The 15,295-nt window shown below is 59.1% G+C and carries 14 protein-coding genes; 10 read left to right on the top strand and 4 right to left on the bottom strand.

What is annotated here, in order from left to right; all coding sequences use genetic code 11:
* The first annotated feature begins 53 nt into the window (after window positions 1-53).
* The 4 genes from ASE79_RS05330 (at window position 54) to ASE79_RS20195 (ending at window position 4,328) form a co-directional block, all read left to right on the top strand.
* Window positions 54-1,496, top strand: a complete 1,443-nt coding sequence (locus ASE79_RS05330) for an alpha/beta hydrolase-fold protein (protein WP_162236996.1) — start codon at window positions 54-56, stop codon at window positions 1,494-1,496.
* 957 nt (window positions 1,497-2,453) lie between these two features.
* Window positions 2,454-2,873, top strand: coding sequence for a hypothetical protein (locus ASE79_RS20755; protein ID WP_156359524.1), 420 nt, complete (start codon window positions 2,454-2,456; stop codon window positions 2,871-2,873).
* Window positions 2,874-3,161: 288 nt separating this feature from the next.
* Entirely contained in the window at window positions 3,162-3,791 is a 630-nt protein-coding gene (locus tag ASE79_RS05320; protein WP_056412633.1) for a hypothetical protein, read from the top strand.
* A gap of 105 nt (window positions 3,792-3,896) precedes the next feature.
* A complete protein-coding gene (locus ASE79_RS20195) occupies window positions 3,897-4,328 on the top strand; it encodes a DUF4826 family protein (protein WP_082445069.1) in 432 nt (143 codons plus the stop codon).
* A 271-nt stretch (window positions 4,329-4,599) separates the two neighbouring features.
* On the opposite strand, the gene ASE79_RS05315 is transcribed toward ASE79_RS20195, so the two are convergent.
* Window positions 4,600-5,208: a hypothetical protein gene (locus ASE79_RS05315; RefSeq protein WP_056412630.1), complete on the bottom strand. Its 609-nt coding sequence runs from the start codon at window positions 5,206-5,208 to the stop codon at window positions 4,600-4,602.
* Window positions 5,209-5,322: 114 nt separating this feature from the next.
* Window positions 5,323-5,889: a GNAT family N-acetyltransferase gene (locus ASE79_RS05310; RefSeq protein WP_056412627.1), complete on the bottom strand. Its 567-nt coding sequence runs from the start codon at window positions 5,887-5,889 to the stop codon at window positions 5,323-5,325.
* Window positions 5,890-6,185: 296 nt separating this feature from the next.
* Between ASE79_RS05310 and ASE79_RS20750 the strand changes: the two genes are divergently transcribed.
* The 3 genes from ASE79_RS20750 to ASE79_RS05290 all read left to right on the top strand — a co-directional run bounded on the left by ASE79_RS20750 (window position 6,186) and on the right by ASE79_RS05290 (window position 9,340).
* A complete protein-coding gene (locus ASE79_RS20750; protein WP_156359523.1) occupies window positions 6,186-7,061 on the top strand; it encodes a hypothetical protein in 876 nt (291 codons plus the stop codon).
* Between the two features lie 63 nt (window positions 7,062-7,124).
* Complete coding sequence (locus ASE79_RS20190) at window positions 7,125-7,697, top strand: hypothetical protein (RefSeq protein ID WP_082445068.1); 573 nt, start codon at window positions 7,125-7,127, stop codon at window positions 7,695-7,697.
* Between the two features lie 788 nt (window positions 7,698-8,485).
* Window positions 8,486-9,340, top strand: a complete 855-nt coding sequence (locus tag ASE79_RS05290; protein WP_235516752.1) for an alpha/beta hydrolase — start codon at window positions 8,486-8,488, stop codon at window positions 9,338-9,340.
* Window positions 9,341-9,382: 42 nt separating this feature from the next.
* Here ASE79_RS05290 and ASE79_RS05285 read toward each other — a convergent pair whose 3' ends face one another.
* Window positions 9,383-10,321, bottom strand: a complete 939-nt coding sequence (locus ASE79_RS05285) for a polysaccharide deacetylase family protein (protein WP_162236995.1) — start codon at window positions 10,319-10,321, stop codon at window positions 9,383-9,385.
* Window positions 10,322-10,482: 161 nt separating this feature from the next.
* Window positions 10,483-11,427: a hypothetical protein gene (locus ASE79_RS20745; protein WP_156359522.1), complete on the bottom strand. Its 945-nt coding sequence runs from the start codon at window positions 11,425-11,427 to the stop codon at window positions 10,483-10,485.
* 219 nt (window positions 11,428-11,646) lie between these two features.
* On the opposite strand from ASE79_RS20745, the gene ASE79_RS05275 reads away from it, so the two are divergent.
* The 3 genes from ASE79_RS05275 (at window position 11,647) to ASE79_RS05260 (ending at window position 15,134) form a co-directional block, all read left to right on the top strand.
* Window positions 11,647-13,359, top strand: a complete 1,713-nt coding sequence (locus ASE79_RS05275; RefSeq protein WP_082445066.1) for a hypothetical protein — start codon at window positions 11,647-11,649, stop codon at window positions 13,357-13,359.
* 609 nt (window positions 13,360-13,968) lie between these two features.
* Window positions 13,969-14,667 (top strand): insulinase family protein (locus tag ASE79_RS05265; protein WP_235516751.1); only part of this gene is annotated, 699 nt, incomplete at its 5' end.
* Window positions 14,658-15,134, top strand: a complete 477-nt coding sequence (locus tag ASE79_RS05260; RefSeq protein ID WP_056412601.1) for a hypothetical protein — start codon at window positions 14,658-14,660, stop codon at window positions 15,132-15,134. The genes ASE79_RS05265 and ASE79_RS05260, both read left to right, overlap by 10 nt.
* Window positions 15,135-15,295: the final 161 nt, after the last annotated feature.

The following is a 15,295-nucleotide window of genomic DNA, read 5'->3' as shown; positions in this document are numbered from 1 at the left end:
TTCCCATAGACATAGTCCCATCATTGGTCGGGTCGCATGCCGGACGATTGCTGGTGTTCGCCGAACCCGCCGCCCCCGGTACCAGCACGTCCAAGGTTGATACTTCGGCCTTTGCTCCCACTCGCGCATACGTCGCCGGTCGCGAAGTCGCTGGCTTGGAGGCCGGCGAGCAAACAAGCGTGGACTTGGAGACTGACACTTACCCAAAGGCGTTCACGTCCATGCCTCCCGGTCGCTATAGGTTTCAGGCGGTGCTCGATCGTAATCACAACTACAATTATCGCGGTCGCGGAGCGGGTGACTTAATCTCGCCAGTCATCGAAGCCGAAATGCCCGGCGCTTGTCCCCAACTTACGCTCAGCGATGAGCTGCCGCAGAAGACGCCCGAGCAGCTTCTCGCCCAGCTGCCGCCGGACTTGCGAAAACGCTTAGGTGCCGGCCTTGCGGCAGTTCGGAAGGTAGAGTTCATCAGCCCTGCCTTGACCAAATTCTGGGGTCAGCCAGTCAGCGTCCGCGGTTATGTCGCCTTGCCGCCGCGCTATGGCCGCGATGCTGTCACCTACCCAACGGTATTCAAGATCGGCGGCTTTGGCAGCTCCATGGTGAGTGCCAGCGCCGACGCCGCTTTCGCGCAGATTGGCATGGCATCGGGTAAGCTGCCCCCGATGATCTGGGTAGTGCTTGACGAAAGCAGCGCGACCGGAACGCACGAGTTTGCCGATTCCGTAAACAACGGTCCTTGGGGAACGGCGCTGACGGCCGAGTTCCTGCCGTGGCTTGAAGGGCAGTTCCGGATGGATGCCCGATCAGGATCGCGATTCCTGACGGGCCACTCGTCTGGAGGTTGGGCCGGATTATGGCTGCAGACGCGCTATCCGGCCACCTTTGGTGGTGTATGGGCCACTTCGCCTGATCCAAGCGACTTCCACGACTTCGCCAACGTGGATCTCTACGCTCCAAGCGCCAATTTCTACCGACGGGACGGCGCTGAAGTGGCGGCCTTCCGGGAGGGAGGTAAGGTCATCGCCACGAACGCGCAATTCGCTCAATTGGAGACCGTTCTCGGTAGTTATGGCGGGCAATTTGCGTCATTTGAGTGGGTGTTCTCGCCACGCGGGCAAGATGGGCGTCCGATGCCGCTTTTTGATCGCGCAACCGGAGTGATTGACTCAACAGTGACAGAGTACTGGCGCTCGAACTACGACATCTCCGATCGGCTAGCACGCGACTGGACAACGCTGCGAAACGATCTGGACGGTAAGATCCACGTTGTAGTTGGCGGTTCTGACACCTTCTACCTAGATGCACCCGCGCGCCGCCTGAAGGCCGTGCTCGACCGATTAGGTGCCCGGTCCAGTTTCACCTTCGTACCCGGCCGCGGGCACTTCGACCTTTATGCAAAAGGCAGCGATAGTGATGCGCTGACTGCCGACATCGCTTGGGAGATGTATGCTATTGCCCGCCCAGGATCGGAGCGGACCACGAGGATGCGGTAACCAACGCTCCTCTTGAGGGGGCGCTCGCCCAGTACCATGTCTGCTACTTAGGCTCCCCGAAGCCGCCGTTCCGCTCTTTTTCCCCATCACGACATTCGCGGGCGGATAGCCGGGCTTGAAGATCGGTTATTCGCAAAGATGAACCAGCGTCCGAAGTTCGGAGGCGAAGGAAGGGGTGTGAACGTCTGGAACTGGGTCTGGCCGGAGGAAGGGGGCAGGGTGCCTTCGCCCACACCTGGCCGTTCCGATCGGCGGGTCGCAGTCTCGAAAGCGGACATCCGTTCATCGCCTTCTCGCTGATGCAAAAATCAAAAGACTTTGCATCAATCCGGTGGGGCTATCGATTGATCGGGAGCCGCGCATTTGCTGACATACTGGTCCTCTGTCATCACAGTCGCCCAGCGGGAGGGTAGAATGTGCCAATGATGTTTCTCCAAGAGCTAATCGTAGGAGTTTCTGCGGCACTTGTCGCTCAAGCTACTGCGTTCCCTCCCCCCCCGCCGCCTCCCAGCTCTTTCGAGGCGCTCGAACCGACTGTGGGAGAGCAGCACCTCGTTGTCAGGTGTGGGGTTGAGAACCTTGAGGTGCTATATCGTTGGCGGGATCGCAGTAACGAGGTGGTGTCGTTTAGGTTCTGGCGTAAGTCGCTCTCGGCGGAGGAGATCGCGCGCTTGAACACTTGGCTGCGCGAGTTACGCAGCCCAGCCGTCATCATAACGTGGTGCAACCCGTCCGGCGCCGACGTGATTTTCCAAGAAGCCTACACGAGGCTGTCGGGAGATCGAAAGCGCATCCGGATCAACTTCGCATACGGACGCCTCTCCCGCGTAGGTGCGTAGTCGCGCAATTCGGCACTTCCCATGCAAGTCTGGCAAACACGCGATTGCCGCGAACACCCAATTACGACAGATTCCGCGCGCCTAGTTCGGGAGATGCAAAATGCTAATAGCTTTTCTGATGCTGACCGTCGCTGCCGAGAAGCTGCACGTTATAGCCACCTTTAATACGGCCCTGCCTAATCCCGATAAAATGGTAGCCGAGCAGATCGAAAAACCAGCCGATATTTCATCAGAGAATTTTGCAGCTCAGTTGGTTGAAGCAGAAGGTTTAACATCGTGGAACCTACAAGATCCAGTCGGTTCACGGCCCGGTGCGATATTGCCCTTCAAGGCTCGACACGCGGCTAATGGCCATGAAGTCGTCGTCTACTTTTCCCCCGACGCTCAGACTGTGTGCAAAATCAGTCGCGAACGAGGTGGATTTTCCAATATTCATCAGAAGGCAATTCGGTGGTGTGCTACCTCGTTGGGTATCTCGTTGCCTGCAAAGCGCCCACCAGTAGCGCCAACTATGGCTCCGGTTGACGCGAAACTGTGAGGTCTATGGTCGAAGCTGGGGTTGTCGGCACCGTGAGCTGTCACGTCTTGATGCGAAACTCACGGATTTTGCATTGGCCAGAGAGCAGCAGGAAAGCTTGGTATCCGCCGATGCAAAAATCTGATGCATTTGGTGGGCGCATTCGATGACATGCTTACCGGGGTGCGGCCCCGATAGCCGCCCGTCCGCTTTCCTTCCCATTCCGGACATTCCGCTTCCGCCCAATTGCTGACATCGCGCATTTAAGCTGCGTTGCAATGATAGTAGTTGCCCGCCAGTAATGCTGCCATGCATGCCGAGCGCCCTGAGAAACTAGCGGATAGCCTTACCGAGGCGCTGGAGGCGATATATCGCACGTTCGAGATGCGGCCACCTTCGTTGATCGAAGGCTGCCCGTGCTGCATCGATACCCGCCGGACAGACGTGTTGCTCACAGTGCCGCTGCGGCAGATCACCGGGCAGGATCTTTGGCGTTATGTATCTGGAGCTTTCCTGACGGTCGGCGGCAAGAATGATTTTCGGTATCTTCTACCGCGAATTTTGGAAGTGTCTGTCTCTGAACCCTCGAACGCCAACGATGCTGAGATTGTGCTAGGCAAGCTTTCGCTTGCGGCTTGGCGCTCATGGGCAGCAGATGAGCAGCTTGCGATCGAAGCGTTCATTGGAGCGTGGTTCGAACAAGCGCTTTCGGTTGACCTGTCCGAGGCGGATGAGTGCTGGATCGGTCGGGATGCTGAAAGTGTGCTTTGTGGCGCTGGACGAGGAGGGGTTCCCATGGAACGATTGCTCGCGCGCTTGATTGAGCCGGACGCGGCACCGGTTCTAGCCGATATGAGAGAAAGGTTTCCAAGCAAGCCGTCCGGCTTTTGGAAGGACGCGCCAGATGCCTTCTTTAAGGTACGAGCGTTCTTGGATTGAGGACGGTCGCAGGTTGCTGACCTCTCCATTCCGGACATTCCGCTTCCGCCGACACCGGACGTTCCCGACGTTGCTGACACACAACATGCAAGATAGCATGCACGCATGAACGACAATTTTAAGGACGAGGCAGGTGAGCACTGGTGCGGCACGCAGCGCCAGCAGGTTTTGGCCTACCTATCCAGCGAAGGCTTCGAGTCGCCTAATGTCGGGGACTGGCCCGCATGGCACGTCGCGCCAGTAATTTCCGTATGGGCTGTAGAAAGTGTCGAACTCCCCGGATCGATTGGCTGGTGGGCTGTTTCGGGGGATTGCCCGACCGACTACACCGTGTGCTCAGGTGAGCGCCATCCGCGCCAAGCCCTTCGCGACATCGGAAACCGATGGCAGAAAGCGGCCGTGCGTTGGGCAGACGGCCTACCTGCGGATGGGTTCGGATTACGCAACGCCGCACAAGAAGGCGAACTCGCGCCTTTGCTCCTATCGCGCTCGCGACAGTTCCTCACTATCGCCGCTGACGATAGCAATTGGGAGTGATAGCGCCCTTCGGCTTCCTCTCCATCCTGGACATTCCGCTTACGCCCAGGGTCGGACGTTCAGGCTGGCGATCCGGGTGCCCGATAGCGGCCATTCATTAAGCGCGATCTTTCCCGTTTCTCCGTCTCCGATTGGCCATTTCGAGAAAGAGCAATTGAGAACAGATTTTGGGAAAGCTAAACCTGCAGGCGTCCGTCAGCGCGATCAAGGCGGCGAGGTTCCCGCCAGCCGTTCCCAATCGGGCAAGCCGCCTCAACATACGGCAGCGGGATCATTTTGACTGTGGCAGGCGCGCGATCATCGCATCGAAGGCTGCAAGGTCATGGCGTTGCCCGGCCGCCTTCCCGACAGGTAGATTCGCCGGCAGACCGAACTGGACGCGGCCGGGCAGCACCGCGTCGAGCACCGTGTACCATTCAAGTAGAGCGGGACGCAGCCGCGCATGGAGATCGAAATTGCGCCTGCGCCGGGTTGCGTCGGTCATCGCCTGTCGCCGTGCCGTCTCCACATCGGTATCTGCGACGAGATAGCGGTCAGCGAAGCCGATCGAGCCATCGGCGATCGTTTGGCGGGTTGCGGCGAGTTCGAGCGACCAGTCACGTTCGGACGCCTCACCGACCCGCCATAGGCACCAGACATAATGCAGCTTGAGAGGGTCGGTGTCGCACAGGGCATGGCCGGTCGCACGCTCCACGGCCAAGGCCGCCTGCCATCGGTCGATGTTGCGCTCCGCCCAAAATGCAGCTGCGCCTGTTGGATCAGCGTCACGATCGGGCGCTCCGGCAATCCTTCCGTTCTCTTGAACGACATGCGAGCCGCCATGCCGGGCGCACCAGGTGCTTTTACCGCTCGCGCTGATACCTTCGACGACAACGATCATGACAGCATCCTATCACCGGATGCGGCGACCGCTGCCAAGCAGTGATTCCCGGTTACCCATCCAATGAGAAAGCCCCGGCCGTCTCGCTGGCCGTTCCCAATCAGGAAGGCTGCATCAGCAGCCTTCCCCCGTAATTATCCTCGCGTCGGGGTGCGCCAGTTCCATTCTTATTGAAGGCACCTCGTCACCTACCGCGAGGCAAGGTCGCATGACGTGCCCGGTTTCCACGAAGCCGAGCTTGCGAAGCACCCGGCCCGATGGAGGATTGTCCTCAAAGTAACCAGATGTGATGACGGGAAGGCCGAGACGTTCGAAGCCAAAGGCAACGACGGCCCTTGCGGCTTCGGTCGTTATGCCACTCCCCCAATGGGCAGGGGACAGCCAATAACCCAACTCAGCGGCATCAGCGCCCTCTTCCGGCGTCAGGCCGATCACGCCCAGAAGTGTGTCGGACCCTAGCAGAGTGACAGCCCATACCCACTCGGCAGGAATGACATGATCTAGGAAAAAGCGGGCATCGGCCGGACCATAAGGATGCGGGACACGCGCCAAGCGGCGTGCGACTTCCCAATTCCCGACCACGCCAACAATGGCGTCTACGTCGCGATCGTTAGGAGGCCGAAGGGATAGGCGTTCAGTGGCGAGATCGGGCCGATTGCCCAATGACAGGTCGGTCTTCATTGCGTCTGGATAAACTGGCGTGCGTAGTCATCGCAACTACAGGCCGGATTCTCAAATCTCGATTTCTCTGGGAATGCTCCGGCTGTCTCGATCGCCGTTCCTATTCGTGAGCTAGCGGATGACCGCCTAAAAGCGGCCATAGAATCCGCCGATGAAGAGTTCCGAGCACGTGGCCACAGGACCCATCGCTAAAAAGTAGAGGCGCATCGCTTACTATGAGAAGAAAATGGGCGGTTCTTGCCCCGATCGCGGTAGGCACGCTTGCGCCTATCGTCATGGCAAGCGAGGCGGGTCATGTGATCGACGTACCGCCAAATGGGAAGTTGGAGGTTTCGGTAAACGGCCAAACCGTAGACACCTTTTCTGGCTCTGGAATGCCGTCAGTGCTGTCGCTGAGACGCTCCGTCGCCTTGGGCCTGTTTGGTCCCAATGCAGAGCAAGAACGAGCAAAGGCAGCGCGGCGCTTCCAGTTGATATCTGTATCTCGGAATCCGGATAACAAGGTCGGTCCAATTTTGGTCAAAGGCTACACGCAGAACGCTGATCTGACCGTCGGCTCCAATACAAGCAAAGTGGCCACAAAATGGTCGCAGGCAGATGCGTATGATTTTGCGGACGGGCTGGCGGGACCCTATGCGCTGCCAGCACCTGTCGTGCGATATCGTTTGCGGGAGGCGAGCGGGGCGGAACGTACAAGCTCAATTCCTCTGCTGCCCGACACTTGGTGGGTCGCTGCAACGTTCAAGATGATCGGGGGTAAGTCGATCAAGTTCGCGTTCGCGCCTCAGTTTGCCACCACCGTTGCCAGCGCTGCTGCCGGAGCCGCCATCAGTGCGGAACTCGACGGAGCCCTTAGTGGTACGCCGCAGCAAGTTATGATCTCGCACGGCGTCGAACGTCCGGCTCGCGTGATGCGATTGAGCCGAACGCTGGATTTAGGGCCGGTCAGCATTGATCGGCTGTTGGTGCGCACCGCTGATTTCGGCAGCGCCAACTCCATACGAGACGAGAAACCCGATCCGTCTGAGATGACCGACGACATTGTCGTCAACGGGAAGCGCAAGCCATCTCGGGCAGCATACATCGTCTATGTGGGTGCCGACGTACTTCGCGGTTGCACGTCAATCACGTACGACAAGCCCCGGCATCTCATTCATTTGACTTGTAAATGAGGTTGACCGTCCAGCAACATGTTGGGCGTCCCTAGGCGGACCTGCAATAAACAAGGATATGCGATGATCGTAGCAGCGCTCGCTCTTGCCGTACTGGCTCCCGCCGATGGCACGACCCAGTGCCAATATGATCGATCTGCCATGATGGCGCTCGATCTTCCCGAGTTCGATCAGGATATGAATGGGGGATGGCGGACGCTGGAAGCAAAAGACTGTGCCAAGGAAGCTGCCAATCTGATCCGGGTCTGGCGGGAGGCGCATGGAAGCATGGGACCTGCCGATACCCTCCTCTCATGGCATGAGGGTCAGCTACGGGCCGACGTTGGCCAGTATGCTGACGCTATCAGGCTTTTCCAAGCGGGAAGGCATCCCGCAGCAGACGATGCGAAGTGGGGATGGAACCTCTACGTGGACGGAAGCATCGCTTTCCTTCGAGGAGATCGCCGGAAGCTGGAAGCTGCTCGTGCGAAACTCGCAGCTCTGCCCCGCCCGGCCGAACTAAAGGACGCGGTCGGCCCGGACGGCAAACCAAGAGCGGTTCGCTGGCCGATGAACATTCGCGTTCTCGATGGCTTCCTCCATTGCTGGGGGCAGAGCTACAAGGCAGCATATCGCTGTCCCGTGCCGACCCCCTGATGCAAGAAGGGGCACTTGCGGAGACACCCGCCGCTTTCCCATTTTTCGATCGTTACAAGAAAGGCAGATCGAAAGTATCTATCGCCTTGCCGCCCGCGCGGGCGGGTAGCCGGGTTGCGGACTTCAAAACTGCGGCTTCTTCCTGCCCCGGCGGAACGTCTTGGCTGCTACCCGGATAGATAGGACGATAGCGAAAAGGGCAATGGCACTCACCGCTAGGATCTGGAGCCAGAAAATGGTCGGAGAGTCGCCTACCGTCACCCCATGCGCTCCTTCTCCTGAACTCAGCGCCCCCGTGATCCAAGCGATGCTGCCAATCAAGATGGACAAGGCAACAATGTTCATCGTCAAGCGTGGATGACGCGAGAAAAACCCATCTTGGGCGGTAGGCCGATCGTTCATGCGTCGATTCTACATGCGGTTAGTAAACGATCAGCTACCCCAACGGCCCCGCGCCAAAAAGCGGCGGAAGCCTATTCCCATTTCTCGATCGATTGTGAGAACACCCACGCAGTCTCGGTCGTCCTTTCTTTGCGAGAAGGTGTAGATTGCGTCTCTCGTGCCGTCTGCTAATCGTTTCCGGACTCACGCCGATCCTTGAACATGGCCGGTGCCCTCACAACACGAGATACGGTTTGTCGCGGTTCCGATTCGTTGTGCCTTCTGTCCTTGCGATCAGCATTGCCGGGGCAGCTTATGCCCAAGCCAACAAGGCCGGCAGTTCCCCAGCCAAGATTGAGGTTCCGAAGGTAGAACGCGAGGGGGTGTGGCAACCAGCCCCAGGCGGTATGCAAGTGCCGCTCTGGCCTACGAACGTCACTTTGGCGAAGCCCGACACGGGCGATCATCCCGAAGCTACCGGCAACGGTTCACCGCTTGTCGGCGGGAAAATGTGGCATTGGGCAAGCTATGTCACCCGACCGACCATGACCATCTACAAGCCCAAAGGGCGAGACACCGGCTCCACGATGATGGTGCTCCCGGGCGGGGGGTTCTACGCAGTTGCGACCGACCTCGAAGGCACCGAAATTTGCGACTGGGTTCTGCAACAGGGCATAACCTGCGTCATGCTGAAATATCGGACACCGCAGGTGTGGCCGGAAGAGAACGGAAAGCAGCAGCGACCGAAGGTGGTGTTGGGGCTGGAAGACGCCCAGCGCGCTATGGGGTTGTTGCGGCAGCGGGCCACAACCTACAAAATTGACCCGCACAAGATCGGCGTGATCGGCTTCTCTGCGGGCGCATATCTCGTGGCAAATATGAGCAATACGGACGAGCGCACTTACCCGTTAGCCGATGCGGCCGATCAACAATCGCCACAGCCGGACTTTGCGATCGTGGCCTATACGGCACGGATGCTCGACAACAGCAAAGGGAAGAACAGCCTTGAGCTGCAACCTTGGGTGAAGATCAGCCCAAAGGCCCCACCGACGCTTATTATCCACGCCATGAACGATCCGACGGATAACGTCCGTCAAGGAATGGCCTATGCGCTTGCGTTAACCGACGCTGGTGTTCCAGTTGATATGCGCCTCTACGCCAAAGGCGGTCACGCCTTCGGAATGCGTCCAACCGCCGATCCGATCACCAAGGAATGGCCGGGACAGGTTAGACAATGGCTACAAAACCTCGGCGTGCTTTGACACCCGCTTTGGCTGGCGGCGAACAGGGTTGCGGTGACGGAGTTACGGGGTCCCGCTGGCATATGCTCCGATCCAGTTGGACGGCTCCTGCTCTAGTCGCCCATCGACCTTCACATGCCGTGTCCGCGCCCATCGATACGCCCACATAGGGCCGAACTTCGTCGCAGCGACGGGCGTGGAATAGGCCGGATCGCGTTGCGCCTCAGTCAGCGATACGAAACCGTAGCCGGCTGAACGGAACAAGGCGAGAAGCTGCCCTATCGTCGCGGAGTTGAGCCTGTTGGCGTGCAGGAGCATGATCGCCGGAACTTCACGTCCAATAACTTTCCGGACCAGTTCGCCATAATAGGCGATCTGAATACGGCTATGATCGAGATAGGCGTGCTTGATCCGCCGCATCATGGCTTTGTCGCGCTTGGCGAAAGCACGTTCATAGCCGTTGTTGAAGAGATAATCGGACGTGTCGATGGTTGACGCGGCCAATGTGTATCCGTGATCGGCAAGGAATTTCTCAATCGCGGCACGTTTGGATTCGGTGTCGCCGATATGATTGTAAGGGAAGCGGAAGAACGGGATCGCGCGACCGACCGACGCGGCCATTGGGCGGATGGTAGTTTCTCCCCTCACGACCTCCTGCTCGATAGTTTCAATGTTGAGATCGTTGCTGTCGAAGTGGCTGTAACCGTGATTACCGAGCGCAAGCAGCCCCTTGTTCCATTCGGTAAGCAGCCGTCGTCCGACAGGTCCCAGCGCCACCACCTTATCCTCGTTGGCGAAGCCGGTTGCTGGCACATGGGCTTGTCGTAACGTGTGAACGATGCGGTGCTGCGCATCGATCGCGGCCTTGGTCGATATGTCCGACCCTTCGCTTGCGTAGGGAAGGTCATCGAAGGTGATTGCCACCACGCGACCTGTGGCGGGGGGCGGGATGTTTTCAGCAGATAACGCGACCGAACAGGCGAAGAATCCGACAATCGACAAGATCGACGTTAGGAGGCGAAGGGTTAGGCGGTTTGCAGGATATGCCTTCATACCAAGACATGTATCCGATGGTGGCCGGCCATGAGAACCTTTCCCAATTCGGTATGGTTTCAAGAATGATATGTCTGGGGCTTCGAGACGACCGGCAATGAATATGGCGTCTATTCGCGCGGTATACGTCGATCCCATGCCGCGCGCTGATTTTCTTGGGCGGCTAAGGGTGGAACGTTGCTGGCCTTACGGACGGCATCAGACAACAAGCCGCGTTGGTACGGCTCCTGTGTGAATGTGGTAGTCGGCCGAGTGAACTGCGTGCCGTATATCTGCGGTCGGCCACTGTACTGAAGGTAACGGTCGAGGGTTGCCGCTCCGATCCACGTCGCGTCTGAGCGTCCGCGTGCAATAGCGACCATCGCCAGTGCGTGTGCCCTCATAAAATCGTCGGGCTTCTCGCCATGCTGAAAAACAAACGCAGCATGATAAAAGTCGTCGCCGCTCGACAATCGATCACTATCAAGCAGTTTTTGCGTCTGCTCCCGCCGAGCGCGATCCGCAGGGAGAACGACTTTCCAGTCGATGTGCGCCGGATCGAGGCGATCAGCTTGGTCGGCATTAAAGATGGCGGTCATAGCGTCGCTGGTCGATCGAATGGTGTCAGGGATATACCCTCGATCAGTCTGCCACGGACCTAACTTAATCGGTGACGCTACCCGCGTCAGTTCATATCGAGTTGAATTGAAGGCTGCCCACTGCATGCTGGCGTGACTCGCGCCGTCCGCATGAATCGTGATATGATCCGGTGCTCCCCCAGGCCAAGGATTATCGAAAACAAGCTCGACGCCATTTTCAAATTTATGCGCCTCGCGAGAGCGCCGAGTAGTAGTGTTAGCTTTGATGTCGTTGAAATATTCACCGTTGGTGTCGTAGCTGCTTGGCTGAGTCCACGATCCGGTCCAGCCCTTGCGGCTGAGCGACACTTCAAGAAGCATTAGCGTCGAGCCCTGTGCACGGAGCGCCCATATACCGGCAACATCCGCTGCGCACGTTGGTGCAGCACCGCCGACCACCGCCAAAACGGTAACACAAAACTGGATAAGCGTTTTCACTGAGCGATCTTGGCCGAAAGATCGAGGGCGTCAATATCGACGCATCGCCGCTATCCGTACTATCTACTACATGCACCAACCGCTGGGGGTGAGCAAAAGTGGCCGGACAGCATTCCCGAAATTGATCCCAACGGGAAAGCCCCGTTCGTCTCGCTGGCCGTTTGTTTTTGCGAAGGAGCAACATGTTGCCGAGCGCACATCAGTCGCTAGGATAGCCGAATGCGCTTGCGTTTGCTGAGCCTCGCTCTGGTCTTTCTGGGTGCTGCCGCCCCGCCCGATCCCGTCACCCAATCTGTGCAGTTTACGCTTGCGCCTGATCTGTCCGGCGGTGCGCTGACCGGCCTGAAGATTCAGATCCGCTTCCATGCCGATCCTTCAGGCACGACGAACTTTGGATGGGGTAAGGGCTGGGCGGGAGAGCGAAAGCTCTGGCAGTGGGCGCGCGACCTCAAGGTGGCGGGAGCAACGGCGGTCGAGAAGAACGGGGATGGTCATTGGCGCATCAAGTCTGCGCCGGGTGAGCCGCTAACCGTCTTCTACCACATCGCATCCGCCTACGATCACGATCCAACCGTCGACGACAGTGACCAGCCAAGACCGGTCATCCGGCCGACGTGGTTCTATGCGGTCGGCAATGCGCTGTTCGGCTATCCCGACGATCGCGAGAACGCGCCAGCTACGTTCGATTGGTCTAGCACACCGGGAATCGGCTTCGCATCAGACCTCGAACACCTTGCCGGGCGTGGTCGTAAGGCCGGCCGCGCCGGCACCGTGGCCGATGCACTGGAAAGCGTCGTGATCGGCGGGCGTAATCTTCGCACCTTTCCGGCGCGAGACGGATCAGGAGTAAGGGTGGCAGCCGTCGGCACCTACGCGTTTACCCGGGAGGAATTGAACAGCCTTGCGCGCCGCGTGATCGCCATCGAGCGTGCCTTCTGGAACTCGGATCGCGGTGCTCCTTTTCTCGTAACCGCAGCTCCGATTGTCGGCAGCCCGACGGCGATGGGTTTCCGCGGCACCGGACGTGGGGATGCATTTGCGCTGTGGGTCGATCAGCGAACGCCCTTGGCGAGCATGAAATGGCTTCTTGCCCACGAATATTTCCATACCTGGAATCCGGGCCAACTCGGGGCCATGGCTGAGCGTCGGGAAGCACGGCCGGCGGATTATTGGCTCAGCGAGGGCTTTACCGATTACTATGCTCGCGCCCTGATGGTGCGCGCCGGCCTGATATCGCCTGAGGAGTTTGCGACAATCTGGAATGAGATGCTGGCTGCCTATGCCGTTTCTCCCGTCCGCTCCATGCCAGGCGTGCAGGCAACGGCAGCCTTCTGGGGCAACGAGGCGGCGCAGAAGCTACCCTATCAGCGCGGTGCGATGCTGGCGGCAATATGGAACGCGCGGTTGCGGTCAGCGAGCCAAGGTTCGGTGAACCTGGATGCGGTGTTGCATGCGCAGATCGCTGCGGCACGGTCTTCGGGGGAGCAGGCGACCTCCCTGTTCAAGTCGCTAGTCCGTCAGAAGGGAATGACCATCGCTGCCGATGCGACCCGATACCTCGCGAAAGGCGAGCCGATCCTGCTGCCGGCCGATACGTTCGGACCATGTGCCACAATCGTTACTGAACAACGCCCGTCCTTCTCGCGAGGCTTCGACGCGGACGCTACTGCCAACGCCCGCAACGTCGCGACCGGCGTGGATCCGCTGTTGCCGGCATATGCGGCAGGGTTGCGCGATGGCATGCAGATACTCGCCCGAACGGAAGGCCAGCCGGACAACGCGTTGGTGCCTTATGCACTACTGGTCGAGGATAAGGGTAAACAGCGCACGATCCGGTATCTGCCGCATGGACGGGGGGTGTACACGGTGCAGCAGGTCCACATCACGAACGCGATAAGTCCAGAATGCTCACGGACTCTGAGCGGCTTGTAGAGCACGGTTGGCACTTCAAGACCGGCTTCGACCGTTTCCCCGCTTACGATATCACGAGAATGCTCCGGGCGTCTCGCTGGCCGTTCCTTGATGGCAATGCCGATCAGACTCCCGACACAAAGCGGCAGCCACCATTCTGCCTCAAAATGATGTCCATCTACGACCTGCCTATTAGTGATCGCATCAGGCGGCGATCGGTGGGGTCGAGGAGCGTTCATGCGAAATAGCGGCAAAGCGGCAATAATCTCGATCCTTGCTCCCTTATTCGCCTTCTCGTCTTCCGGCTTGGCCCAGGATAGGGTGCGAGCTACCGATAGTAACAGTGCGAAACCCGCGGTTGGCCGGTCTTCCGATTGGCGCACTCCGCTTATCGGACGTCTTGCGAACGGCGTGCGGTTTGCGATCCTGCCTAGGCAAGGCCAGGAACCTGGCGTTGCGCTGCTCATGCGTAACGAGGGCGGCTTTATCGCCGAACGTCGGCCCGGTGAACGGGGGCTGGCACATCTGATCGAGCATGTTGCGTTTCACAGCCCGACCGTCGCCGCGCCGGACGATTACGATCATCTGAAGCGTATCGGCCTTCCGCTGACGTTGCCGGCACCGAATGCNGAGCATGTTGCGTTTCACAGCCCGACCGTCGCCGCGCCGGACGATTACGATCATCTGAAGCGTATCGGCCTTCCGCTGACGTTGCCGGCACCGAATGCGGGGTCCACGTCATGGCGAGAGACCAACTACTATCTCTTAACCAGGACAACAGCTCCGAGCGATATCGACGTGTTGCTGAGCCTGTTCCGGGATGCCGCCACAGGGATGACCCTTCGCGCGGATGCGATCGATACTTCACGCGGCGAAGTTATGCGGGAAATGGCCGAAAAGAGGCTCGGCAACGACATTTACGCCAGCTACATCGCCGCCATCGCGCCCGGCTCGCCGAACGATATTATCAACGCGCAGAACTCGGATGATGTGCCGGTCGCGAGCATCGACACCATCCGCGGCTTGTATCAGCGGCTGTACCGCCCCGTGAACATGATGATCGTCATCGTCGGCAATGTGAAGCCGAATGAGATGAGGACTCTCATCGAGAAGCGTTTCGGGGACTGGAAACCTGAGCGACCAGATGCCCGCCGCGCACCCTTCCCGATGTTCGATCGCGGTCGCATTCAGCCGATCAGCTTTTCCGCGCTTCCGCAGGGGCGTCGGACGGCGTTGATGACGGTCGTTCTGCCGACGCCTGCCCTGCCACCATCCGTCTCACAGCGCTTCAGCCGGACAGCCCGCCCGGGAAGGTCGGAATGTTCATAGAGAATGGCGAGCAAGGTCAGCGGCAGATCATGCTTTGGGACAACTTTGCGGATGACCGCTGGAAACCCGCTGTCGCGAGTTTGCGCCGGATCACATGCAACCTCACCACAGCGGGCTTCACGGCAGAGGAGTGGCAAGCAGCCAAGCAGAATCTTGTGGACGATCTGAACCGCCGCGCGGCAGACAGCGCGAAAGTCTCGAACGTCGATCTGGCGAAGGACTTGTCTCACGCACTTGCTGATGATCGGGACCTGATCCCGCCTGACGAACTGCTTCGCTACGCCGCAAACAAGCTCCCCGGAGTAGATGTGCGGTCCGGCAGCACGTGGTGGCGTCAACAATGGGGAAGCGGTGTCGAACACCTTCGGGTGGAAGCACCTGATTTTGCAAAGGTGTCTGACCCGGTGGTCGCGATCCGGGCGGAAGCCAATGAAGCGAGCGGCTCACCTGCCTGCAAGGTGCGCTGACCAGAGGCTCCTGCTTTCCCAAACCCGCCGAATTGGGGGTTAAGAGAAGGCTCATCCATTCTCGTTTCCCGATCCTTTTCGGGAAAGGCGGCCGCTGCCCAATGTCGGCTATCGCCACCCGCCTTCCCGAAAGCAGTCGGTCCGTTTTCCTTCCCATTTCG

This window comes from Sphingomonas sp. Leaf28, assembly GCF_001421685.1.
Lineage (GTDB): Bacteria > Pseudomonadota > Alphaproteobacteria > Sphingomonadales > Sphingomonadaceae > Sphingomonas > Sphingomonas aurantiaca.
This window is presented reverse-complemented; position numbering and strand designations above follow the sequence as displayed.

What these genes read in the sequence shown, in the direction of transcription:
- ASE79_RS20755 (WP_156359524.1), top strand. Translation starts at nt 2,454, where the DNA reads ATGCTGACCGTCGCTGCCGAGAAGCTGCACGTTATAGCCACCTTTAAT.
- ASE79_RS05320 (WP_056412633.1), top strand. Translation starts at nt 3,162, where the DNA reads ATGCATGCCGAGCGCCCTGAGAAACTAGCGGATAGCCTTACCGAGGCG.
- ASE79_RS20195 (WP_082445069.1), top strand. Translation starts at nt 3,897, where the DNA reads ATGAACGACAATTTTAAGGACGAGGCAGGTGAGCACTGGTGCGGCACG.
- ASE79_RS05315 (WP_056412630.1), bottom strand. Translation starts at nt 5,208, where the DNA reads ATGATCGTTGTCGTCGAAGGTATCAGCGCGAGCGGTAAAAGCACCTGG.
- ASE79_RS05310 (WP_056412627.1), bottom strand. Translation starts at nt 5,889, where the DNA reads ATGAAGACCGACCTGTCATTGGGCAATCGGCCCGATCTCGCCACTGAA.
- ASE79_RS20190 (WP_082445068.1), top strand. Translation starts at nt 7,125, where the DNA reads ATGATCGTAGCAGCGCTCGCTCTTGCCGTACTGGCTCCCGCCGATGGC.
- ASE79_RS05290 (WP_235516752.1), top strand. Translation starts at nt 8,486, where the DNA reads ATGCAAGTGCCGCTCTGGCCTACGAACGTCACTTTGGCGAAGCCCGAC.
- ASE79_RS05275 (WP_082445066.1), top strand. Translation starts at nt 11,647, where the DNA reads ATGCGCTTGCGTTTGCTGAGCCTCGCTCTGGTCTTTCTGGGTGCTGCC.
- ASE79_RS05260 (WP_056412601.1), top strand. Translation starts at nt 14,658, where the DNA reads ATGTTCATAGAGAATGGCGAGCAAGGTCAGCGGCAGATCATGCTTTGG.